At 71.0% G+C, this 22227-nt stretch carries 21 protein-coding genes; 12 read left to right on the plus strand and 9 right to left on the minus strand.

Annotated elements, in window-relative coordinates; all coding sequences use genetic code 11:
- Positions 1–51: 51 nt before the first annotated feature.
- Entirely contained in the window at positions 52–747 is a 696-nt protein-coding gene (locus tag I6J71_RS45075) for an ABC transporter ATP-binding protein (RefSeq protein WP_204092441.1), read from the plus strand.
- Positions 744–3008: an FtsX-like permease family protein gene (locus tag I6J71_RS45080; RefSeq protein WP_204092442.1), complete on the plus strand. Its 2265-nt coding sequence runs from the start codon at positions 744–746 to the stop codon at positions 3006–3008. Before I6J71_RS45075 ends, I6J71_RS45080 begins: the two co-directional genes overlap by 4 nt.
- Positions 3009–3143: 135 nt before the next feature.
- Here I6J71_RS45080 and trmB read toward each other — a convergent pair whose 3' ends face one another.
- From trmB to I6J71_RS45120, 8 genes are all read right to left on the minus strand, one after another.
- The gene (gene trmB / locus I6J71_RS45085; RefSeq protein ID WP_204092443.1) at positions 3144–3854 is read right to left on the minus strand and encodes a tRNA (guanosine(46)-N7)-methyltransferase TrmB; all 711 of its coding nucleotides are present in this window, start codon (positions 3852–3854) and stop codon (positions 3144–3146) included.
- A 20-nt stretch (positions 3855–3874) separates the two neighbouring features.
- Entirely contained in the window at positions 3875–4369 is a 495-nt protein-coding gene (locus tag I6J71_RS45090) for a hypothetical protein (RefSeq protein WP_204092444.1), read from the minus strand.
- 372 nt (positions 4370–4741) lie between these two features.
- Positions 4742–5485: a hypothetical protein gene (locus I6J71_RS45095; RefSeq protein ID WP_204092445.1), complete on the minus strand. Its 744-nt coding sequence runs from the start codon at positions 5483–5485 to the stop codon at positions 4742–4744.
- Entirely contained in the window at positions 5482–6393 is a 912-nt protein-coding gene (locus I6J71_RS45100) for an ABC transporter ATP-binding protein (protein ID WP_204092446.1), read from the minus strand. Before I6J71_RS45100 ends, I6J71_RS45095 begins: the two co-directional genes overlap by 4 nt.
- Before the next feature lie 139 nt (positions 6394–6532).
- Positions 6533–7282, minus strand: coding sequence for an ABC transporter permease (locus tag I6J71_RS45105; RefSeq protein ID WP_204092447.1), 750 nt, complete (start codon positions 7280–7282; stop codon positions 6533–6535).
- Between the two features lie 38 nt (positions 7283–7320).
- On the minus strand, positions 7321–8262 hold the full coding sequence (locus I6J71_RS45110) for an ABC transporter ATP-binding protein (RefSeq protein ID WP_204092448.1): 942 nt from the start codon (positions 8260–8262) through the stop codon (positions 7321–7323).
- A 304-nt stretch (positions 8263–8566) separates the two neighbouring features.
- Positions 8567–9223 carry a response regulator transcription factor gene (locus tag I6J71_RS45115; RefSeq protein ID WP_204092449.1) on the minus strand — a complete coding sequence of 219 codons (657 nt, stop codon included), beginning with the start codon at positions 9221–9223 and terminating at the stop codon, positions 8567–8569.
- Positions 9220–10425, minus strand: a complete 1206-nt coding sequence (locus tag I6J71_RS45120; protein ID WP_204097577.1) for a sensor histidine kinase — start codon at positions 10423–10425, stop codon at positions 9220–9222. The genes I6J71_RS45115 and I6J71_RS45120 overlap by 4 nt, the downstream gene beginning before the upstream one ends.
- A 164-nt stretch (positions 10426–10589) precedes the next feature.
- On the opposite strand from I6J71_RS45120, the gene I6J71_RS45125 reads away from it, so the two are divergent.
- From I6J71_RS45125 to I6J71_RS45170, 10 genes are all read left to right on the plus strand, one after another.
- On the plus strand, positions 10590–12140 hold the full coding sequence (locus tag I6J71_RS45125; protein WP_204092450.1) for a dynamin family protein: 1551 nt from the start codon (positions 10590–10592) through the stop codon (positions 12138–12140).
- 43 nt (positions 12141–12183) lie between these two features.
- Positions 12184–12813, plus strand: a complete 630-nt coding sequence (locus I6J71_RS45130) for a hypothetical protein (protein WP_204092451.1) — start codon at positions 12184–12186, stop codon at positions 12811–12813.
- Positions 12814–12947: 134 nt separating this feature from the next.
- Positions 12948–13394 carry a nucleotide exchange factor GrpE gene (locus I6J71_RS45135; RefSeq protein WP_204092452.1) on the plus strand — a complete coding sequence of 149 codons (447 nt, stop codon included), beginning with the start codon at positions 12948–12950 and terminating at the stop codon, positions 13392–13394.
- On the plus strand, positions 13391–15214 hold the full coding sequence (locus tag I6J71_RS45140; RefSeq protein ID WP_204092453.1) for a dynamin family protein: 1824 nt from the start codon (positions 13391–13393) through the stop codon (positions 15212–15214). The genes I6J71_RS45135 and I6J71_RS45140 overlap by 4 nt, the downstream gene beginning before the upstream one ends.
- A gap of 114 nt (positions 15215–15328) precedes the next feature.
- Positions 15329–16027 (plus strand): hypothetical protein, encoded by a 699-nt coding sequence (locus I6J71_RS45145; protein ID WP_204092454.1) that lies wholly within the window; start codon positions 15329–15331, stop codon positions 16025–16027.
- A gap of 346 nt (positions 16028–16373) precedes the next feature.
- Positions 16374–18197: a phosphoenolpyruvate carboxykinase (GTP) gene (locus tag I6J71_RS45150; RefSeq protein ID WP_204092455.1), complete on the plus strand. Its 1824-nt coding sequence runs from the start codon at positions 16374–16376 to the stop codon at positions 18195–18197.
- 110 nt (positions 18198–18307) lie between these two features.
- Entirely contained in the window at positions 18308–19198 is an 891-nt protein-coding gene (locus I6J71_RS45155; protein ID WP_204092456.1) for a TIGR03621 family F420-dependent LLM class oxidoreductase, read from the plus strand.
- Positions 19195–19800: an ABC transporter ATP-binding protein gene (locus I6J71_RS45160; protein WP_204092457.1), complete on the plus strand. Its 606-nt coding sequence runs from the start codon at positions 19195–19197 to the stop codon at positions 19798–19800. Before I6J71_RS45155 ends, I6J71_RS45160 begins: the two co-directional genes overlap by 4 nt.
- A gap of 82 nt (positions 19801–19882) precedes the next feature.
- A complete protein-coding gene (locus tag I6J71_RS45165) occupies positions 19883–21160 on the plus strand; it encodes a DUF6297 family protein (RefSeq protein WP_204092458.1) in 1278 nt (425 codons plus the stop codon).
- 49 nt (positions 21161–21209) lie between these two features.
- Positions 21210–21785 carry an EndoU domain-containing protein gene (locus I6J71_RS45170; RefSeq protein WP_204092459.1) on the plus strand — a complete coding sequence of 192 codons (576 nt, stop codon included), beginning with the start codon at positions 21210–21212 and terminating at the stop codon, positions 21783–21785.
- On the opposite strand, the gene I6J71_RS45175 is transcribed toward I6J71_RS45170, so the two are convergent.
- Positions 21786–22070, minus strand: coding sequence for a helix-turn-helix domain-containing protein (locus tag I6J71_RS45175; RefSeq protein ID WP_204097578.1), 285 nt, complete (start codon positions 22068–22070; stop codon positions 21786–21788). It lies immediately after the preceding gene.
- Between the last annotated feature and the right edge of the window lie 157 nt (positions 22071–22227).

Here is a 22227-nt window from a genome sequence, read left to right on the forward strand (position 1 = left end):
GGTGGGTGCCAACGCAGACAAACGATCTACGACCAGGGGAGAGACTCCCGGATGAGCAATCCACAGTGGACTTCCGGCCCGGTGCTGTCGGGGCGGGGGCTGGTGAAGCGGTACGGCGGGCAGTACGCGCTGGCCGGCATCGACATCGACATCCAGCCGCGGGACGCGGTGGCCATCGTGGGCCCGTCCGGGTCGGGCAAGACGTCGCTGCTGCACGTGCTGGCCGGCATCCTGCGTGCCGACGGCGGCGAGATCCACCTCATGGGCCGGCGCATCGACAACCTGAACGAGAAGCGGCGCAGCGAACTGCGGCGCACGGAGTTCGGTTTCGTCTTCCAGTCCGGGATGCTCGTGTCGGAGCTGACGGCCGAGGAGAACGTGGCGCTGCCGTCGCTGCTCGCGGGCAAGACCCGGCGTGAGTCGGTGGCCGCGGGCCGCGAGTGGCTCGCGCGGCTCGGTCTCGGCGGCAAGGAAGGCCGGCGTCCGGGCGAGCTCTCCGGCGGTGAGGCGCAGCGCGTGGCGATCGCGCGGGCCCTCACCCACCGGCCGAAGGTGATCTTCGCCGACGAGCCCACCGGCGCCCTCGACAGTCGCACCGGCCGCGAGACCATGCAGGCGTTGCTCGGCGCGGCCCACGAGTCCGGCGCCGCCGTGCTCGTCGTGACCCACGACCGCGAGCTCGCCGAATCCATGCCCAAGACCGTGGCCATTCGCGACGGCCTCATCGCCACGAGGCTCGCCGCATGAACTCGCTCCAGCTCGCCTTGCGCGTGCTCCGCGTCGACCGGCGGACGCGCACCTCGGCGATCCTCACCGCGGTCGGCGTCGCGGTCGCGACCGGGCTCGTGCTGCTGCTCGCGTCGCTACCCTTCGCGACGCAGGTGCGCGAGCAGCGCGCCCTCTGGCAGGACGCCTACAACTACGACAGCCAGGGCACGCCCGCGCTGGCCGTGACCAACTCCAAGGACTACTTCGACGGCAAGGAGATCATCCGCGTCGACGTGGCGACCACGGGGAACTCGGCCGGCCTCGCGCTGCCGGCGGGCATCCCGAAGCTGCCCGGGCCGGGCGAGGCGATCGTGTCGCCCGCGCTGGGCCGCCTGCTGAACAACGCACCGGCCAACCAGCTCGGCGACCGCTTCGGCAAGCCCGTCGCCGCCCTCGGCGAGCAGGCGCTGCGGTACCCGGAGCAGCTCGTCGCGTTGGTCGGCCACAGCCGGCAGGAGCTCACCGGCACCACGGCTCAGCGCTCGACGGGCCACGAGGCGATGCCCGCGATCGGCTTCCCAACACAGCAGGCGAAGGCCGATCCGCTGCTCACCGTGCTCGCCTGGGTCGGCATCATCGTGCTGCTCGTGCCGAGCCTGGTGCTCGTCGCGTCGTCGGCGCGGCTGACCGCGGCCAGGCGCGAACGCCGGCTCGCCGCGATCCGCCTGGCCGGTGCGACACCGGGCCAGGTGACGTCGATGGTGGCCGGGGAGACGATCCTCTCGGCCGGCGTCGGGGCCCTGCTCGGCCTGGCGATCAGCCCGGCGCTGCACGGCCTGGCGACCTTCGTCCCGTGGGCCGGCGGCACGTGGCTGGCGCCGGACTTCACGCTGCCGGTCGGGCTGACGGTCTTCATCGTCATCGCGATCCCGGCCCTGGTCGTCCTCGCCGGCGTGCTCGGCCTGCGCCGCGTGCTGCGCAACCCGCTGTTCGCCACCGGCGGCCACACCAGGAAACCGCTGAGCTGGTGGCGCCTGCTGGCCCTGCCGGTCGCGGGCCTGTTCTTCTTCTACGCCGTGGCGACCTCGGGGGACGCCGGTGGTCCGGAGTCGGTGCTCGTCGGCCTGTTCCTGGTGATCGCGTCGGCGATCCTGGTCGGGCCGTGGGTGACCTCGGCGGTCGGCGGCACGTTCGTGCGGTCCTGGCGGCGGCCGTCCGCGCTGCTGGCCGGGCGCCGGCTGCGCGACGACCCGAAGGGCGCCTACCGCGCCACGGCGGGCATCGTGCTCGCGGTGTTCACCGGTTCGATGGCGCTCACGCTGCTGCCCTCGTTCGCCTCGCTCGCCGGCGGCGGGCGGACGTACTCCGACTCGGTGCTCTACGCGGACACCAGCCCGGACAAGGCCCCGGCGGTGGTGGACCGGGCGAACGCCGCGCTTGCCCGCTACGGCCAGCAGGAGCGCGCGATCTCCGTCGGCGAGGTCTACCTCGTGCAGGGCTCCGGCGACCAGCGGTCCTACCAGCGCGCGCTGGTCATGTCGTGCACCGACGCGGCCCGGCTCACGCGCCTCGGGATCACCGCGGCCGACTGCAAGCCTGGCGCCGGCCTGTACGCGCCGATTGAGCTGAACCCGGCCGAGTACCGCGTGGTCGGCGACCCGGAGCCGAACGACCCGGGCAAGCCGCTCGGCGCCGTGCCGGTGGGGACGTTCTCGATGGGGCACGACGTCAGCAGTTCGTACCTGCTCGACCCGTCGGCGCTGCCGCCCGGGGTGCAGGTGGGCGCGGCGACGGTGATCGCGCCGACGACGCCGCAGAACCGCGAGATCGTCCGCACCGCACTGGCCTCAGCCGCGGCGGGCGCGGAAATCGGCAGCCGCGAGCAGTACCTCTACAACCAGCAGACGCAGCTGGCGGACCTGCGCCGGGTGACCGTGATCGGCCTCGTCGCCGCGGGGATCCTCGCCGGCTGCAGCGCGGCCGTCGCCACGGCGGGCTCGATCATGGACCGGCGCAAGACCTTCGGTGCCCTGATCGCGGCCGGTACGCCGGTGAAGGTGCTGGCCAGGGCGTTGCGCATGGAGACGGCGCTGCCCGCGCTGGTCGCGACGATCGGGGCGGGCGTGGTCGGCGTCCTCGTCGGGATCGGGCTGTTCAGCACGGCCGATGAAGGCAGCGTCGCGTTCAGCCCGTGGATCTTCGCCCCGGTGGTGCTCGGCATCGGGGTGGCGCTGCTCGGCGCCTCGGTCTGCACGCCCGCCCTGCGGCGCGTGCAGTCGGAACCGCTGGCCGACGAGTAGCGGGGCGCAGTCCGCCCCTTTCGTCGGGGGAGGGGCGGGCTCACACGGGGGTGTGAATGAAAGGAAAAGGGCCGTTGCCGGGTGTGGGAACCCGGCAACGGCCCTCTCGCCAATCCGGCCAAAAGTTACGACAATTTATCGGCGTTTCTCGAAAATGAGGTCGTGTGAGACGCGCCCTTCCACGTCGGCCCGCTGTTCGAACTTCGTCCGCGGCCGCCATTCGGGCCTGGGTGCCCAGCCACCCGGTTCCTCCGCGTAGCGGTTGCGCAATGCGGGTTCGGCCGAACACACCTCGAGCATCTGCTCGGCGTAGTTCTCCCAGTCGGTCGCCAGGTGGAACGTGCCGCCGGGCTCGAGCCGGGAAGCGACGAGCGCCACGAAGTCCGGCTGCACGATCCGCCGCTTGTGGTGGCGTTTCTTGGGCCACGGGTCCGGGAAGAACAGCCGCACACCCGCGAGCGCTCCGGGCGCGACGTGCTCGGTCAGCAGGATCACCGCGTCACCGTGCAGCAGCCGCAGGTTCTCGACGCCGAGCTTTTCCGCACGCAGCATCAGCTGCCCGAGTCCCGGGTCGTAGACCTCGGCGGCCACGTAGTTGAGCTCCGGGGCGGCCGCCGCGAGCTGCGACGTCGTCTCGCCCATGCCGGAACCGATCTCCAGCAGCACCGGTGCTTCGCGGCCGAACCACTCGGCGAAGTCGACGGGGCCCGGTGGCAGGTCGGTGACCGTGCGGCCCAGCCGCGGCCAGTGCTCGTCCCAAGCCCGCTGCTGGCCGACGGTCATCCGCCCGCCGCGTTTGACATAGCTGACCACGCTGCGCAGCCGTGGCTGGTCCTCGTTCTCCACCCGGACAAGATACGGGCAGGTCAGCGGACGGCTTCGAACTCCCCGAGGCGGGAGCGCAGACCGGCGAGCCCGGACACCGCGATCGGCTGCGGCATGGTGCTCGTGTGGGCGGGCAGCACGTCGATCCAGCCGGGGTGGCGGTCGGTGTTCAGCACGGTGGTCGGGATCGAATGGCGCGACTTGCCGCGTTCGGAGGGCATGAACTCCCAGTACCCGGATTCGCCGTCGGCAGCCCAGGGCACGAACTCCCAGCCGGGCCGGCGCGCCAGCAGTTGCTGGATGCGGTCTTCGATGCGGAAACCGAGCTCACGCGATTCGAGCCGGCCGTTTGCCACGGCCCGCAGCCACCACGGCGCGGGCAAGGGACCCTCGATCCCACTGGCCCGGCGGTACAGCGACAGCACGAGGTCCTCCGCGGCGCGGTGGATCCAAGCCTGGCGCAGATCACCCGGCCGCAGCGCGGGCAGTGCGAACCGCGGCAACTCGATCGCCTGCGACCACTCCAGGTCCAGCATCGGTTCCAGCCGCGGCTGTGGCGCCGCACTTCTTGATGCCACTTCGCTGAAGTTTCCCGGTTCCGCTTCGCTGAGTTGTCTTGGCGCAGCTTCGCTGAGTTTTCCGGCTTCCGCTTCGCTGTGCTTTCTCGGTGCCGCTTCGTTGCGGGCGGTAGGAATCGGGCTCAACAGCCCGTGACCAGCGTCCACCGTCAAGGTTCACCTCCGGGGAGCTGAGGCGGTGAAGCACGCTCTTGATCTCGAATATCCTGGTGACTTTGCCAGTATGTCCGCTCGCTGTGAGCGAAGCCACAAGGTCTTAACGAGTACTTAATCCGTTTGCCTCGTGTACACCCGATCTGCACGTGCAGATTAACGGGAATGTGCTTCGGCTCACGCGTCGCGGCGGTCCGCGGAGATCACGCCGGCGACGAACAACGCGACGCAAATACCGCCGAAATATCCGAGATAGCCCCAGGGGCCGAAAGCCGGCGCCACGTGTAGCGCGGTTCGCGTGAAATCCCCACCGGCGAACTGCCCGGCCGCGAAGAACGGCAGCCACGGGTACACGGCCGGGCCGAAGTTCGGGATCAGCAGCACCAGCCCTTCGACGAGCTGCGTCCACACGAGCACGAGCGCCAGCGCGAGCGCCGTGCTCCGCAGCAGCAGCCCGACTCCGACGCCGAGCAGGCCGGTGAGCGCGAACGTCACCGTCTGCCCCAGCACCACCCGCCAGTCGGCGCCCGAGTGCAAGGACAGGTCCGCGTCCGGGCTCACGAGCGTCGCGACGCCCCACGAGCCGACGCCGGCGAGCAGCCCGAGCACAGCGCACACCACGAACACCACCGCGCCCTTGGCGAGCAGCGCGGGCACCCGCGCCGGCACGGCCTGGAACGTCAGCCGCAGCGTGCCCCAGCTCGCGTCGGACGTCGCGGCGAGCACGGCCAGCACCAGCGCGACCGTGCGCCCGTTGCCGGTGGCGAGCTGCGTGTTGCCGACGTTCGCCGTGATCTCGGGTCCGGCCAGCAGGAAGAACAGCGCCGTGAACCCGATCGGCGCGACCACCGACAGGGCGCCGCACCACCACGGTGCGCGCGTGCTGAAGAGCTTGATCCGCTCAGCCCGCAGAACGTTCACCGGGCACCTCCGCTCGTGAACTCGGCCGTCCCGCCCGTCAGCTCCAGGTACGCCTGCTCCAGCGAGCAGGCGAGCGGGCTCAGCTCGTGCAGGGTCGCGCCGGCGGTTAAGGCGAGCTCACCGAGGGTGTCGGTGTCCACATCGGACACAATCAGGGCGTCGTCGCCGTCGTCGGTGAAGGCGAGGCCGCGCTCGGTCAGCGCGGCGCGCAGGGCAGCGGCCTGGGGCGTGCGCACCCGCACCCCGCGGGAGCCGGCGCGCTGCAGGAAGTCGGCCATGGTCCCGGAGTAGCTGAGTCTCCCCCGGCCGATCACCACGAGGTCCTGCGCCGTCTGTTCCATCTCCGGCAGCAGGTGGCTCGACACGAACACCGTGCGGCCTTCGGCGGCGAGCGCGTGCATCAGCTGCCGGATCCACAACACGCCCTCGGGGTCGAGGCCGTTGACCGGTTCGTCGAACAGCAGCACCTTCGGGTCACCCAGCAGGGCCGTCGCGATGCCGAGGCGCTGCAGCATGCCGAGGGAGAACTGGCCCGCGCGCTTCTTCGCCACCGAGCTCAGCCCCACGTAGTCGAGGACCTCGTCCGCGCGCCGGTCGGGCAGGCCGTTGGTGGCCGCGAGGAAGCGCAGGTGCGAACGCGCGCTGCGGCCCGGGTGGCGCCACGTGGCGTCGAGCAGCGCCCCGACCGTCCGGAGTGGATCAGTCAGCTGCCGGTGAGGCCGTCCGTCGATGTGCGCGGTGCCCGCCGTGGGCGCGTCGAGACCCAGCAGCAACCGCATGGTCGTGGATTTGCCGGCGCCGTTCGGGCCGAGGAACCCGGTGACGCGACCGGCTTGGGCGGTGAACGTCAGATCGTCGACCGCGACGGTGTCGCCGTAGGACTTCGTGAGCCCCTTCGTCTCCAGCACGCCGGAACTCTACCGAGCCGAAAAGATCCGGGCCGCCCCCCGAAGTGGCGACCCGGATCTTCCTCTATTCCCCTTTTTCCCTGTTCAGCCGGTTCGCATCCCCCGACGGAACCGCCCGAACTCCCGTGGTGGGTCTTTCTCAGGCGTCGCGCTTCTTCGCGACCCCGATGGCGATGGCCAGCAGCACGATCGCGATGCCGGCGAAGTACACGATCGACCAGCCCTGCGAGAGCACCGCGTCGGACGGCGGCGGGCCGGCCTGCGCCGCGCCGGAACCGTGCAGGAACTTGTCGGCCACGTTGAACGGCATCCACTTGTGGATCTTCGGGCCGACGGTCGGGATCAGCTGCACCAGGTTCTCCACGGCCAGCGAGTAGATCAGCAGCAGCGCGATCGCACCGGCGCTGTGCCGGATCAGGATCCCGATGGCCACGGCGATCACCGCGGCGAAGGCGAAGATCACGCCGACGCCGGCGACGTTGAGCCACTCGGCCGACGTGTCGAGCGCCATGGCGTCCGACGGGCGGATGGCGTAGCCGAGCGCCCAGGCCGCGAACGCGCCGATCTCGCCGATCACCAGGGCCATCAGCCCGACGACGACGGCTTTGGCGACGAGCACCGAACCGCGGTTCGGCACGGCCTGGAACGTGGTGCGGATGGTGCCGAAGCGGTACTCGGTGGTCACCGACAACGCCGCGAGCACCATGATCACGGCGACGCCGAACTGGTAGCCGAACTGAGTGGTGGCGACGTCGATCTGCGCCTCGCTCGGCGCCGCGCCCGCCACGAGCGCGGCGAAGCCGGCCGTGAGGACGATGGCGATGAGGGCGCACCACCACGGTGAGCGGGTGGTGAAGAGCTTGATGCGTTCTACCGCGAGCAGAGTCATGATTTTCTTTCCCCGGAATCCTGGTGGCGCTCGTGTGGTCAGCGGGCGGTGGGCTGGAGGGCTTGCTGCGCCTCGGCCTCGAGCCCGGTGTGGTACTCGACGGAGTCGCCGGTGATCTGCATGAACGCCTGCTCGAGCGAGCCGGTCTGCGGGCTCAGCTCGTGGAGCACGATGCTCGCGGAAGCCGCGATCTCACCGATCTTGGCACTGTCCATCCCGGACACGACGAGCGCTTCGCCGGAGTCCGTCACGTGGGCGCTGGCACGCACCAGCTGTTCGCGCAGTGCCGGCAGCTGCGGCGAGCGCACCTTCACGGTGTTCTCCGACGCGCGGGCCACGAACTCCTCCGTGGACGACTGCGCGATCAGCTGGCCCTTGCCGATCACCACGAGCTCGCTCGCGGTCAGCGCCATCTCCGAGAGCAGGTGACTCGACACGAAAACCGTGCGGCCGTCGTCGGCGAGGCGGTGCATGAACTTGCGGATCCAGAGGATGCCCTCCGGGTCCAGGCCGTTCACCGGCTCGTCGAACAGCAGCACCTCCGGGTCGCCCAGCAGCGCGCCCGCGATCCCCAGCCGCTGCGACATGCCGAGCGAAAAGCCACCCGCGCGCTTGTTCGCCACCGTGGTGAGGCCCACGACGTCGAGCACTTCGTCCACACGGGACGCCGGGATCCGGTTGGACTTCGCCATCCACGTCAGGTGCGCGCGGGCCGAGCGGTTGGGGTGCACCCACTTCGCGTCGAGCAGCGCGCCGACGGTGCGCAGCGGGTCCTTCAGCTCGTGGTAGAGCTTGCCCCCGATGCGGACCTGGCCGGCCGTGGGGTTGTCGAGCCCCAGGATCATGCGCATGGTCGTGGACTTGCCGGCGCCGTTCGGGCCCAGGAAGCCGGTGACCTTCCCCGCGGCCACGCTGAACGACAGGTTGTTCACCGCCAGCGTGTTCCCGTAACGCTTGGTGAGACCTGATGCCTCGATCATCCCCTGCTCCCTCTCCTTACCAATCCGACCAAAAGGAGGCGGACCCCACCGGACATCACCGCGTCCGGCGACCGTCTGTGGTCGGATTGGTAACGACCAGCACAGTCGGCTCTGCCGCTTACCGAGTACATCGTGACTGAGCTACGCCGGTCTCCGCGTCATCCTGAGGGTCGAACTCGTCACCCGACCTGAGTAGTACCCAACCGCTTCCGCGGTGGATGCGCGATCGGTGAAACCCCTGAGCCGACCCTGAGATCCGGCCCGGAGTCCGAAGTGGATCACTCGGGGGAGGGAGCGGGGAACCTCAGCCGAGGCCGGGGCGAGCCAGCCCGGTCTCATACGCGAGGACGACCGCCTGCACGCGATCGCGCAGGTCGAGCTTCGAGAGGATGCGCCCGACGTGGGTCTTCACCGTCGCTTCGGAGAGGAACAGCGTCTCGGCGATCTCGAGGTTCGACATGCCCTTCGCGATGAGTACGAGGACCTCGCGCTCGCGGTCGGTGAGCACGTCGAGCTCACTCGCGTCGCGGACCGGCGAACCACCGGCGCCGACGAAGCGGTCGAGCAGGCGGCGCGTGACCGAGGGCGACACCACGGCGTCGCCGGACGCGACCGAACGCAGCGCGGAGACCAGGTGGTCGGGCGGGGTGTCCTTAAGCAGGAAACCCGACGCGCCGCCTTGCAGCGCGGAGTAGACGTACTCGTCGAGGTCGAAGGTCGTCATCACCAGCACGCGCGCGGTGCCGGCCGCCACGATCTGCTTCGTCGCCTCGACCCCGTCGAGCACCGGCATCCGCACGTCCATCAGCACCACGTCGGGGCGCAGCTGTTCCGCCAGCTTCACGGCCTGCGCGCCGTCGCCGGCCTCGCCCACCACGTCGAGGTCGGGCTGGGCGCCCAGCACCATCCGGAAGCCGACGCGCATCAGTTCCTGGTCGTCCACGACCACCACTCGGATCACGGGGCCAACCTAACGGGCAGCACCGCCCGCACCTGCCACCCACCGGCCGGGGCAGGGCCGACCTCCAGCGTCCCGCCGTACACGTTCGCGCGCTCCCGCATGCCGATCAGCCCGTTCCCGCCTGCGACCTGCAGCCGCGGGACCCGCTTCGGCGGCCCACCGGCCCCGACCGTCACCTGCTCCAGCTGCCGCGCCCGGCCGGCGCCGTCGTCGCGGACGAGCACCTCCACCGCGTCGCCCTTCTTGCTGTCGCCCGTGCGGTGCACGCGCACCTCGGCGCGCGCGCCCGTGCCGGCGTGCTTGAGCGTGTTGGTGAGCGATTCCTGCACGATGCGGTAGATCCCGAGCGAGACGCCCGCGGGCAGGTCGGTGAGGCTGTCGTCGACCTCCAGCTCCACGGGCACGCCCGCGCCGCGCATGCGTTCGGCGAGCTCGGCCAGGGCATTGGCGTCGGGCTGCGGCACGCGGGGTTCGGTGCTGTCGTGATCGCCGCGCAGCACCTCGAGCAGCCGGCGCAGCTCGCCGAGCGCGCCGCGACCGGTCTCGGAGATGGTCTGGAGCGCGCGGCCGGCCAGCTCGGGGTTGGTGGGCAGGGCGAGCGCGGCGCCGTCGGCCTGGACCACCATGACGCTCACCGAATGGGCGACGACGTCGTGCAGCTCGCGCGCGATGCGGCCGCGTTCCTCGGCCACGGCGATGCGCGTGGCCTGGTCGCGTTCGGTCTCCAGCAGGTGCAGTCGGGCCTCGACCTCCAGCTGGTACGCGCGCCGCGCGCCGACGAACTCGCCGAGCGTCCAGCACAGTGCGATGCCGAACGCACTGAAGATGATGTTGCCCAGCCACGGCGTCGAGTGGTCGGTGAGCACCTGGACGGCGGTGATCACGGCGAGCGCGCCGACGTAGACGAGGCCCTGCTTGCGTCCGCTGTAGACCAGGACCGAGTACAGGCTCATGGCGAGTGCGGCGACCGACGAGAACCCGAGCGACAGCGCCGCGTGCGGGATGGCGATGAGCAGCACGAGGTAGGCCGCCACGAGCGGTTTCTTCCGCCGGATCACCAGCGGCGCGACCATGGCGACGTCGAGCGGGACGCTCACGAACCAGGGTGGCGGGTGCGAGCCCTCGGCACCGACCGTGCCGCCGACGAACAGCAGCAGGTCGATGAGCAGCAGGAGCACGGCGAGCAACGTGTCTCCCGCCATGGGGTGGGCACGCATCCAGAGACTCAGCCGTCGCACCCGTTCAGGTTAAGTCGCCGGTCGGGGGCGTCGCGTCATCCTCGGGTAGCACTGTCGGTCGCACTTCCGGCGAAGCGGCGTGGCACGATTTCCCGGCGGGCACGTGCGGACGAGAGGGGGCCGGGGCCGTGACGGCAGCGGCGGAGCAGGGGCGGCTCGCGGGCCCGCTGTCGAGGTCGGTGGTCAACCTGTGCCACCGGCTGGCCTCGCAGGTCTCCCCGCGCACCGCCGCCGGGTTCGGCGAGGTCGTGCGCCGGCTGGGCGCGCCGCTGCAGGTGGCCGTGGCCGGGCGGATTAAGTCGGGCAAGTCCACGCTGGTCAACGCGCTGATCGGGCGCCGGGTCGCGCCCACCGACGTGGGCGAGTGCACGCGGCTCGTCACGCGCTTCCAGTACGGCACGGTCGACCGAGTCGAGGTGGTGTTCCGCGACGGCACGAAGCAGGTGCTGCCGTTCGCGGCCGACGGGTCGATCCCGGCCGAGCTGGGTGTGGACACCGCGAAGGTTTCGCACCTCGAGGCGTACTTGACCAACGCCGTGCTCGAGGGCATGACGGTGATCGACACCCCGGGGCTGGGCTCGCTCGACGCCGCGTCGGTGTCACGGACCGAGGAGCTGCTGGGGGCGGCGAGGCAGACCGGCCCGGATGGTTCGGACGAACTCGACGACACCTCGCGCAACGCCGTCGCCGGCGCGGAGGCGGTGCTGTACGTCGTGACGCAGGGTGTGCGCGCCGACGACCAGCAGGTGCTCGCCGCGTTCACCGCCGCCACGGCGAGCCGCGAGGCCGGACCGGTCAACGCGATCGCCGTGCTGAACAAGGCGGACACGATCGTCGCCGAGACGGTCGAGGGGTCGGACGGGGACATCTGGCAGGCCGCGAAGCTGCTCGCGGAGAAGCAGGCGAGCACGCTCAAACCGCGCGTCGCCGACGTGCTGCCGGTGATCGGCCTGATCGCCGAGTCGGCCGAGTCGGGCGGCTTCACCGCGGCCGACGCCGAGGTGCTGCACCAGCTCGCCGGTCTCGACGACGACGTGCTCGAGACCATGCTCATCGCGGCCGACATCTTCACCAGCTGGGACTGCGACGTGCCCGCCGGCGTGCGGTTGCGGCTGCTGGAGAAGCTCGACCTGTACGGCGTCCGCCGCGCCGTCGAAGCGATCCGCGCCGAACCCGCGATCACGGCGGGCGCGCTGCGGCGGGTGCTGCTCGACGCGTCGGGTCTCGACGCGGTGCGCCGGCGGCTCGCGGTCGTCTTCGCCGCGCGGGCCGACGGGATCAAGGCCGCGGCGGCGCTCGCTTCGGTGACCGCGCTCGCCCACGCGTCGGGTGATCCGGCCGAGCGCCGACGCGTCCACGACGCCATCGAGGTGCTGCTCGCCAAACCGGAAGCGCACCAGCTGCGGCTGCTGGAGGCGTTGACGCTCGTGGCGTCCGGCGCCGTCGACCTGCCCGAGGACCTCGCCGAAGAGGTGCTGCGGGTCGGCAGCAACGCGGATCTCGGCGCGCAGCTCGGGCTGTCCGGCGCCGCGCGGCCCGACCTCGCGGCCCACGCGCTGGAGCGCGCCGGCTGGTGGCGTTCGTTCGCGTCGTTCGGCGCGACGCCGGCGCAGAGCCGGGTGGCCCACGTCGTGCACCGCGCCTATTTCCTGATCTGGCAACAGATCCGCGAGCCCTGAGAAACTCCGCGGAGCGCCGCCGCGCACGCGTAGGGTGGATTTCGTGCGGCTGGAGAACACCACCTCGTGGCGGGCGTCCTGGGGGAGCGAGCAGCAGATCGACTTCGCGCTCTACCTCCGGGACGTACTGGCGCTGTCCGTCGCCGACGGCCAGGTGCTGCCGCCCGTCGAGCCCGCCGTGCCCGTGCGCGTGCCGCCCGCGATCGACCGCGCGGCCGTGCAGGCGCAGTGGGCCGATTGGTGGACCGACCTCCTCGCATTCCTCCGCATCCGCGGCGAATCGGGCGTCCGGGCGCCACGCAGCCGCTTCGGCCGGCCCGCACCCGGCGACGGCTCGGCGATCGACCTCGCCATCCAGCACTTCACCCCGGCAGCCGCCCGCCACTTCGCCGAAGCCCGGCGCCCGGTTGTAGGCGCCGTGGTCGGCGCCGCCCCGGGCTTCTACCGCCGCCAGATCGTCGCCGGCGACCGCCTGGGCCAGCTCGTGCGCGAGACCGAAGTGCACCTCGGCCGCCGCGCCCGCCCCTTCCGGCTCTCGGTCATCGAGATCTCCGTGGCCGGCCGCGTCTGGCTGCCCACGGCCGAGGACCAGATCCTCGTGTCGTCCCGCTTCGCCGAGGACGTCCCGGCCCTGGAACGGGCGATGCGGTCGGTGATCCGCGAGCTCGCCTGAGCCTGCGCAAGCGTTTGCCCCTGGGCGTGCACCTTCGGCGTGGCCACCCGCCCGGGTCCGGTTCGGGGTGTTCCGCCTCCGGCGGGCGAGGCCGTGCTCCAGACTGGTCGTAGAACGGGCAGGGGGTGAGGCGCGTGGCGTGGTTCCGCCACCGGACCGCGGACGACGACGCGACCGGGCAGATCGCGCGGGTCATCGACGAGGCGGACAACTCGGGAACCGGCGATGATCACCCGGCGTCGAACGGCGGTGTGGACGTCGTAGCTGCCCCTGGCGATCTCGAGCGCGCGCTGGCCGACCGCGAGGCGCTCATCCAGCTCTGTCTCTACGCGCTGGACCGCGCCCGCAGCGGCGGCGTGGTCCAGCGGCTCGAGCACGGGCTCGCCGGCATCGGGGTCACCGCCCTGCGCCCCGACGGTCAGCGCTTCGACCCGGCGCTCCACGAGGCCGGAGCAGCCGTGGCGACCGACGACCCGGCGCTCGACGGCGTGGTCTGCGAGACCGAGGTGACCGGGTTCGCCGATCACGACCGGCTGCTGCGCGCGCCCGTCGTCACCGTCTACGCGAAACGAGTGCTGTGACCTCCCCGAGCCTCCCCGCCCAGGTCCAGGCCGCGCGCGAGCAGCTGCTCACCGTCGTGCGGGACAACGACCCGCAGGCCGCCAAGTGGGTCGAGGACCTCCGCCGCACGCGGCCGGCCAAACCGTCGGTCGTGGTGGTCGGCGAGACCAACCGCGGCAAGAGCTCGCTGGTCAACGCGCTGCTCGCGACGCCGGGACTATCCCCTGTGGACGCCGACGTCGCCACAGCCACCTACCTCGTCTTCGAGCACGCCGAACAGTGGGGCGCGCAGGCCTGTTACCCGACTCGGCTCGCGCCCGTGCCGATCGAGCTTGCCCGGCTGGCCGACTGGGTGTCGGCCGCGCGCGAGCTGCCGCCGGGCCAGCTGCCGCCGCGCTACGTCGAGGTCGCCGGCCCGGTGCCGCTGCTGGAGCGGGTGACGCTCGTCGACACCCCCGGCGTCGGCGGCCTCGACTCCCTCCACGGCGAGCTGGCTCGCGAAGCCGCGGCGAGTGCGACGGCATTGCTGTTCGTGCTCGACGCGTCGGCGCCGTTCACCTCCACCGAGCTGCAGTTCCTGCGCGACGTCGCCGACCGCGTCGAGACGGTGCTGTTCGTGCTGGCCAAGACCGACGTGTTCCGCGGCTGGCGCGAGATCCTCGAAGCCGACCGGCAGCTGCTGGCCCAGCACGCGCCGCGCTTCGCCGGCGCCGTGTTCCACCCCGTGTCGGCACGGGTCTTCGAGACGGCCGCGAAAGCGCCGAACGAGCAGGTCGCGGCGATGCTCCGGGAGAAGTCGGGGATCGCGGCGGTGCAGGTCGCGCTGCAGGAGATGCTGGTCGGCCGCTCGCTGATGCTGGCCGAGGCCAACACGTTGCGCGCGCTGTCGAGCGCGCTCGGCGCGATCAAAGCGAAGCTGCAGGCCGAGAGCCGGGCGCTGTCGGCGGGTGAAGCCGAGGCCGAGCGGCTGCGCGACCGCCGCGATCACCTGCAGGCCGAGCGCCGCACGTCCACCCGTGGCTGGCAGCTCAAGTTGCGCGGCGAGATCCAGCGCACGCGCGTGGAGGTGGGCCACGAGAGCAGCCGCGAAATGCGCGACGCGCAGACGCACTTCCGCCAGCTCATCGACGCGGCGAAGCGCGACCAGCTGACGGCGCTGCCGCAGCAGGTGGACATCGCGTTGCAGACGACGTCGCAGCGGATTTCGATGCTGCTGTCGCAGCGGCTGAACCACGTGACGAACGTGGCGCTGGCCGAGCTGTTCTCGCGTGCGGAGCTCGACGTGATCCGCGCCCAGTTCGCGCGGGCCGGCGGGCCGCCCGTCGTGCTGCGCCCACCGGACAAGAAACCGCCGACGGCCGAGGACAAGCTACTCGTGTTCATGGGCATCTCGGGTGGCGTCGGTGCGGGCAAGATCGCCGCGCTCCCCCTGGCCGGCGTCGCGATCCTGAACCCGGTCGTGCTGCCCGCGACGATCGTCATCGGCCTCGGCGCCGGCTGGTGGATGGCGCGCACCCGCAAGCACGCGGCCGACAAGCAGCACATGAAGCAGTGGCTGGTCGAGGCCATCGCCGACGCGCGCTCCACCCTCGACCAGCTCGTGGCCGAGCAGCTCATCGAGGCCGAGCAACAGCTCTCGATGGCGCTCGACGACGCCCTGAGCCGCCGCATCGAGGCGATCGAGGCCGAGCTGAAGGACGTCGACCGCACGATCAAGATGGGGGCGCAGGAGCGCGCGAAGACCATCGCGATTGTCTCGAAGCGCCTGAAGGACGTCACCGACGGCCACGCGCGCGCGGAATCGCTGCTCGCGCGCATCCGGACGCTGCGTGACCGGTGACGAGTGCGGTCGGTGATCAGCTTGTGGACGGGAACCGAACCGGCCTAACGTGAGTCATACCGATCGACAGCACGACGCAGCCGGTGGTACCGGTCCTAAAAGGGGGCTTTTCCCATGTGGGTCGACGAGAGTGGCGGCGCCGAGACGGACGCCGGCGGACCCGAGGCCATGACGGTCCACGTCGAGGGCCAGGACTACCAGGCTGAAGTCAACTACGACACCGACCAGGACGGGGTCGGCGACACGGCGATCGTTGAGCACGACGACGGCACCGGCCAGAGTTTCATGGACACCGACGGTGACGGCGTCGCCGATCACTACGTCGTGCTGGACGCTTCCGGCCACGTCGTCGACCAGGCTGTTTACGACGAGTCGACCGGCGCGTGGGTCGAGTCCGGCGCGGGCCACCCGGGCGGCACCGACTCCCCCTCCCAGGACGACTCCACGACCGGCCACATCCACGCCGACCTCCCCGACGGTGAGGTCGACGCCGGCGTCGCGACGATCGACACCGACCACGACGGCCACAACGACACCGCTGTTGTGGAGACCAAGGACGGCGGCACCCTCGCGCTGACCGACGCCGACGGCGACGGCGAGGCCGATGTCGCGGTGGAGATCGGCGCCGACGGCAGCACCACCACCTACGAGCACACCGGTCACGGCGAGTGGACCGAAACCGCGGGCGCCGGCAGCGGCGTCCGCGCTCCCGACCCGGCGAGCGACGTGGCCTGGGGCGGAGACGGTACGCAACTGCTGTCCGGCGTCGCGAAGATCGACACCGGAACCGGACAATGGATCAGTCCCAACTGACTCATTTGTAACTCACGTCACAACGGGCTCGGCACGCGCCGGGCCCGTTGCCGTTTCCGCGGGGCGGTGATCAATGCCCGAAATGCGCACCCGGCCTCGAAAGGATTTCCGGCAATGGACCGATCCGGTGACAACTGAATCGATTCCCTTATCGTTCTTGTGAGAGAACCGACAGGTCAGCTCTCGGTTACCTGCCGGTCATCCGGCTACAGTCAGGGAATCCCAAAATCCGCACACCGGTCCGCCGCCGGTGTGCGAAGCCATTCGGTCGCCGGCAACGAGGCCCGCACCCGAACACCGACGTTCGGAGTGTGGGCTTATTTGTCGTCGGAAGTCAGGAGTAGAGATGACCGCAGTCGCCATCCCCGGACTGGACAAAGCGCCGACGACGCACAGTGGCGTGCTGTCCTGGGTCCGGGAGGTCGCCGAGCTGACCACCCCGGACCGCGTGGTGTGGGTCGACGGGTCCGACGAAGAGGCCGCCAGGATCAACGACGAACTGGTCGAGGCCGGCACCTTCGTGAAGCTGAAGGCGAAGCCGAACTCCTACTGGGCCACTTCCGACCCGGGCGACGTCGCTCGCGTAGAGGACCGCACCTTCATCTGTTCCGAGCGGGAGCAGGACGCCGGCCCGACGAACAACTGGGTCGCGCCCGCCGAGATGAAGGCCACGATGACCGAGCTGTACCGCGGGTGCATGCGTGGCCGCACGATGTACGTGATCCCGTTCTGCATGGGTCCCCTCGGTGACGAGAACCCGAAGCTGGGCCTGGAGATCACCGACTTCGCGTACGTCGTCGCGTCGATGCGCGTGATGACCCGCGCGGGCAAGGCGGCGATGGACAAGTTCATCGCTCCCGACGGCACCGAGCGCGAGTTCGTACCGGCGCTGCACTCCGTGGGTGCGCCGCTCGAGCCGGGCCAGCAGGACGTCGCCTGGCCCTGCAACGAAACCAAGTACATCTCGCACTTCCCCGAAGAGCGCGCGATCTGGAGCTACGGCTCGGGCTACGGCGGCAACTCCTTGCTGGGCAAGAAGTGCTACTCGCTGCGCATCGCGTCGGTCATGGCGCGCGACGAAGGCTGGCTCGCCGAGCACATGCTGATCCTCAAGCTGATCTCGCCCGAGGACAAGGTCCACTACGTAGCGGCGGCGTTCCCGAGCGCCTGCGGCAAGACCAACCTCGCGATGCTGCAGCCGACCATCCCGGGCTGGCGCGCCGAGACCCTCGGCGACGACATCGCGTGGATGCGCTTCGGTGAGGACGGCCGCCTCTACGCCGTGAACCCGGAGTTCGGCTTCTTCGGCGTCGCGCCCGGCACCGACTGGCACACCAACCCGAACGCGATGCGCACCATCGAAAAGGGCAATACCGTGTTCACCAACGTCGCCCTGACCGACGACGGTGACATCTGGTGGGAGGGCATGGAGAACACGCCCGAGCACGCCACGTCGTGGAAGCACCAGGACTGGACGCCCGCCTCCGAGGAGAAGGCCGCCCACCCGAACTCGCGCTACTGCACGCCGATGTCGCAGTGCCCGATCCTCGCGCCGGAGTGGGACGACCCGAAGGGCGTGCCGATCTCGGCGATCCTGTTCGGCGGTCGCCGCAAGACGACGGTGCCGCTGGTCAACGAGGCCCGCGACTGGCAGCACGGCGTGTTCATGGGCGCCACGATGTCGTCGGAGACGACGGCGGCCGCGGCCGGCGCGGTGGGCAACGTGCGCCGCGACCCGATGGCGATGCTGCCGTTCCTCGGCTACCACGCCGGTGACTACTTCAAGCACTGGCTGACGCTGGGCAAGAACGCCGACGCGAACAAGCTGCCGAAGATCTTCTACGTCAACTGGTTCCGCCGCGGCGACGACGGCCGTTTCCTGTGGCCGGGCTTCGGCGAGAACTCGCGCGTGCTGAAGTGGGTCGTCGAGCGGGTCGAGGGTCGCGGCAACGCGGTCGAGACGCCGATCGGCTTCGTACCGCGCGCCGAGGACCTCGACACCGAGGGCCTGACCGAGCCGGCTTCCGACATCCAGGCCGCACTGCGGGTCGACGCCGAGGAGTGGCGCGAAGAGCTGCCGCTGATCCAGGAGTGGTTCGACAAGATCGGTGACCACGTCCCGTCGTCGTTGCGCGACGAGCTGGACGCGCTGGCGCAGCGCCTGAGCTGAGCCTGCCACTGAGTCTGTCCGAAGGGGACGTTCGTACCGCTGTGGTGCGAACGTCCCCTTTGTACTGCGGCGGCCCGGAGATCGTCTGACCCGGCCGGTAGCGTGAAGCCATGTCGTCCCCGGGGGAGAAGCCGTTCCGCTTCGGCGTGAACCTGGTGCTGCCGGGCACGCGCGAGGAGTGGGTGGCGAAGTGCCGTCGCGTGGAAGAACTGGGCTACGACGTGCTGAGCGTGGCCGACCACCTCGGCATGGCGCCGCCGTTCCCGGCGCTCGTGCTCGCCGGCGCGGTCACGGAGCGGGTGCGGCTGAACACTTTCGTCCTCAACGCGCCGTTCTACACCCCGGCGCTGCTCGCCCGTGACGTCGCGGGCACCGACCAGTTCGTGTCCGGGCGCCTCGAGCTGGGGCTCGGCGCGGGATACGTGAAGGCGGAATTCGAGGAGGCGGGCCTGGGGTTCCCGACCGGAGGCGAGCGGGTCGACCACCTGGCACGCACCGTGAAGGAGCTGCGGCGGCTCTACGCGGACCCGGCGTACGAACCCCGCCCGTTCTCGGGCGTGCCGCCGCTGCTGATCGGCGGTCGCGGCGACCGGATGCTGACGCTGGCGGCGGAGCACGCCGACGTCATCGCGTTCACCGGCACCGCGCGCGTGCCCGACGGTGCACCGCTCGCGCCCGCTTCGCCGGACGAGATCTTCGAGCGCACTCGCTTCGCCGCGAGCCTGGTCGGTGACCGGCCCGTGGAGTTCAACCTGCTGTGCCACTTCGTGCACGTGACCGACGACCGCTCGCGCGGGCTGGCCGAGCTGCACGAGCTGGTGCGGGGCGCCCTTTCCCGCGACGAACTGGCCGCCGCCCCGACGGCGTTGATCGGCACCCCGGCGGAGATCGCCGAGCAGCTCGTGGCCCACCGAGCCCGGTTCGGCATTTCGTACTACACGATTCTGGAGCCCACCATGGCAGCGCTGGCCCCCGTCGTCGACCTCCTCCGCGGCCGATGATCGACGCGCGCGGCCTCGGCGTCAAAGCCGGCGACCTGTGGTTGCTGGACGACCTCGACTTCTCCGTGGACCCGGGCGAGTGCGCCGTGCTGGTCGGCCCGAACGGCGTCGGCAAGTCCACCCTGCTGCGCTGCCTGTACGGCATGCAGGAACCCCAGCGCGGCCGCGTGCGCATCGACGGCGACAAGCCCGACGAGCGCAGCGTCGCGTTCCGCCGCAAGGTCTCCGTGCTCTTCGACGACTCCGACTTCTTCGCCGAACTCACGCCGTTGCAGCACCTGGAGTTGCTGGCCGGCTCCTTCGACGAGGACCTCGGCGACTTCGAGCAGCTGCTCGCCGACGCCGGGCTCGCCGACCGCGCGCGCGTCACCGCCGGCCACTTCTCCGCCGGCCAGCGCCGGCGGTTGCTGCTGCTCGGCGTCACGGCTCGCCCGCACAAGGTCCTGCTCCTCGACGAACCCGAACGCGCCCTCGACACCGCGGGCAAGGACTGGCTCGTCGACCTCATCGCCCGCTCCACGTCGGCCGGTGCCGCCGTCGTGGTCGCCACGCACCACCCCCCGCTCCTCGACGCGGCCGACAGCGTCCTCGAACTGTGGTGACCCACCACTCGGCCGGGGGCCGCCTTTCCCGCCGCCGCACCGGTTTCCCGTCGGTGGGCGCTGCCGTCCGTGAGGTCGCGCCGTGGTGACCCTCGCAGTCCGCCAGCGGGTGCCCGGGCGCAAGCGCTTCGGCGGCATCTTCAGCGGCGACAGCGCCACCTTCGTGCTCGTCTTCGGCGTCGGGTTCCTCTTCACGGCGTTCTTCCGCACCGACGCGTGGCACCGAGTCCTCTTCGGACCGTCCCCTGTGGACTACCCGGCGGTACTGGGCCTCACCACGTTGTGCTGCGCGGTCGGTTGGCGCAGCCTGCTCCGGCGCGGCTTCGTGTGGGCCGAACCCGCGGAACTCACGTGGATGGACTACGCCCGCGTCGACCGGCGGCGGGTGGTGGCGGCGCGGCTGGCGGGTGGCCTGACCGGGTTCGTGGTGGTCGTCGCGTACCTGGCGGGGCTGATGCTCGCCGTCGGCGGCAGTTCGCTGGACCTGTGGCGCGCGGCGCTCGCCCTGGTCGCGAGCAGCGCCGTTCTCGTGTTCACCACGGCGCGGCGAACGACCTTGCGCGTCGACGCCGCCGGGCCCCTGCTGCTGGCCGTCCTCGGGGTCGCGATCGCGGCCGCGCGCCTCGACCCGCAGGCCGTGCAGTACGCGGGCGGCGCCATCCTGCTGTGCGCCGTCGCCCTGTCGTTCGGTGGTGAGCCCGTGACGCGCGCCGGCCGCGCGGTGCTGCTCGACGGCTGGAACGCGCGGGTCCTGCGGTCGGTCGCCGTCACGTTCCTCGACCCGATGATGATGCTGCCGGAGGCCGCGCCGTCGGGTTCGTGGTCGCTGCGCCGGCCGACGCCGCTGCGGCTGGCCCTCGCGGGCGTCGCCGGGCGGTCGCGGTACGCGGGCATGCTGCTGCTCGTCGCGCTCGCCGTGGCGGTGGGGCACGTCGCGGTGCCGACGTTGCCGGGCTCGGTGCTCGTCGGCCTGGGCGGTTACGTCGCGCTCACCCCGTTCGGCGCGGGACTCGGTGTGCTGTGGCGCAATCCCGGCCGCCGCAGGTGGCTCGGCTCGGCGGATTCCGAGCTCGTGATCGCCCACGGCGCGGTGCTTGCGGGCGTCGCTCTCGTCTGGTCCGTGCTGCTCGCGGCCGCGCTCGCCGCCCTCGGCACGGCGGTTTCCGCGCTGTCGTGGGTGACTGTCGCGCTCGCCGTGCTGGCGGTGTTGCGCACGGTCACCCGCAAACCCGTGGACTACAGCAGCGCCGGTTTTGTCGACACCCCGGCCGGTCCGCTGCCGGCGAACCTCGCCCGCCAGCTCTTCCGCGGTCCGGACCTCCTCGTGCTCGGCATCCTGGCCCTCTCGTTGCTGAGCTGACCAGCTACTTTCAGGTTAGGCTCCCACCGACTCGACGAGAGGAGCTGACGTGGGCGGTGGGCACGCTCCAGGCACCGGCCGCCGGGCAACCAGCGAATTCCCGCCCGGGTGGAGCGACGACAAGATCATCTCGGTCATCAAGGACGTCGCCAACGACCCGAGCGAACCCCGCCGCCGGCAGTACAACGGCCGCTGGCGCTGCGTCGGCGAACGCTACGGGGTCCAAGTGGTCGTCCTCGTCGACGCTGACGGCTTCGTCCACACGGGATACCCGGTCGCCGGTCCCGGCGTGGTCCGCAACCCGGACACCGCGCGCGATCCCGCGAACCCGACCGTGGCCGACCGGTCGGGCAACCGCATCAGCTACTTCTCCGACAGCCTGCTCACCCTGCTGTCCGACCGCCTGCCGCCGGACGACCTCGCCCACTACCGCACCCTGCAGTGGTCCGGCGAGTGGGAAGAACTCGCCGACAGCCTCGCGGCTCACCTCACCGTCGGCGAGGTCGCGTTGAACCACGACGAACTGTCGGACTTCGGAAAGCTCCTGAACTCGTTCGACGTCCCGGTGCGGGCCTGCGCGTTCCTCAACGACCGCGAGCACATCCTCAGCGGACTGCGCGGCTGATCAGCTGGCCTGCGACAGCTCCCCTGGAAGCTCTTCACGATTCTCCGGCTCGCACGCGGTCCGCAAAACGTTCAGCGGAACCCCTACCGCGTCCGCGATCGCGGCGACGGTGAAGAACGCCGGCGTCGGGATCCGGCCGGTCTCGATCTTTCGCAGCGTTTCCACGGAAATGCCGGCCTCGGCGGCGACGTCGACCATGCTGCGGCCCGCGCGAGCGGCGCGCAGGGCCAAGCCGAGCCGCTCGCCGCGCGAGCGCTCTTCGTCGGTCAACGGGACGCGAACCATGCCCAGCAGTCTAGTCGAAAGTTGTCCACGGCCTGTGGACAAGTCTGTGCACAAGGTGTGGACGCGCCGCCGCCCGGCCCGGACCACAACACTTGGGCGCTCGCGGATCGCCTGCCACAGCCCGTAGATCAACACCCAGGAGCCCCAGAAGTCCCGC

Origin of the sequence: Amycolatopsis sp. FDAARGOS 1241, from assembly GCF_016889705.1 — a bacterium.
Classification (GTDB): Bacteria; Actinomycetota; Actinomycetes; order Mycobacteriales; family Pseudonocardiaceae; genus Amycolatopsis.

Coding starts and splice junctions, on each gene's coding strand:
- I6J71_RS45120 (WP_204097577.1), bottom strand. CDS start 10,425: ATGGCGGGAGACACGTTGCTCGCCGTGCTCCTGCTGCTCATCGACCTG.
- I6J71_RS45110 (WP_204092448.1), bottom strand. CDS start 8,262: ATGATCGAGGCATCAGGTCTCACCAAGCGTTACGGGAACACGCTGGCG.
- I6J71_RS45075 (WP_204092441.1), top strand. CDS start 52: ATGAGCAATCCACAGTGGACTTCCGGCCCGGTGCTGTCGGGGCGGGGG.
- I6J71_RS45175 (WP_204097578.1), bottom strand. CDS start 22,070: ATGGTTCGCGTCCCGTTGACCGACGAAGAGCGCTCGCGCGGCGAGCGG.
- I6J71_RS45080 (WP_204092442.1), top strand. CDS start 744: ATGAACTCGCTCCAGCTCGCCTTGCGCGTGCTCCGCGTCGACCGGCGG.
- I6J71_RS45155 (WP_204092456.1), top strand. CDS start 18,308: ATGTCGTCCCCGGGGGAGAAGCCGTTCCGCTTCGGCGTGAACCTGGTG.
- I6J71_RS45160 (WP_204092457.1), top strand. CDS start 19,195: ATGATCGACGCGCGCGGCCTCGGCGTCAAAGCCGGCGACCTGTGGTTG.
- I6J71_RS45145 (WP_204092454.1), top strand. CDS start 15,329: ATGTGGGTCGACGAGAGTGGCGGCGCCGAGACGGACGCCGGCGGACCC.
- I6J71_RS45150 (WP_204092455.1), top strand. CDS start 16,374: ATGACCGCAGTCGCCATCCCCGGACTGGACAAAGCGCCGACGACGCAC.
- I6J71_RS45090 (WP_204092444.1), bottom strand. CDS start 4,369: ATGCTGGACCTGGAGTGGTCGCAGGCGATCGAGTTGCCGCGGTTCGCA.
- I6J71_RS45105 (WP_204092447.1), bottom strand. CDS start 7,282: ATGACTCTGCTCGCGGTAGAACGCATCAAGCTCTTCACCACCCGCTCA.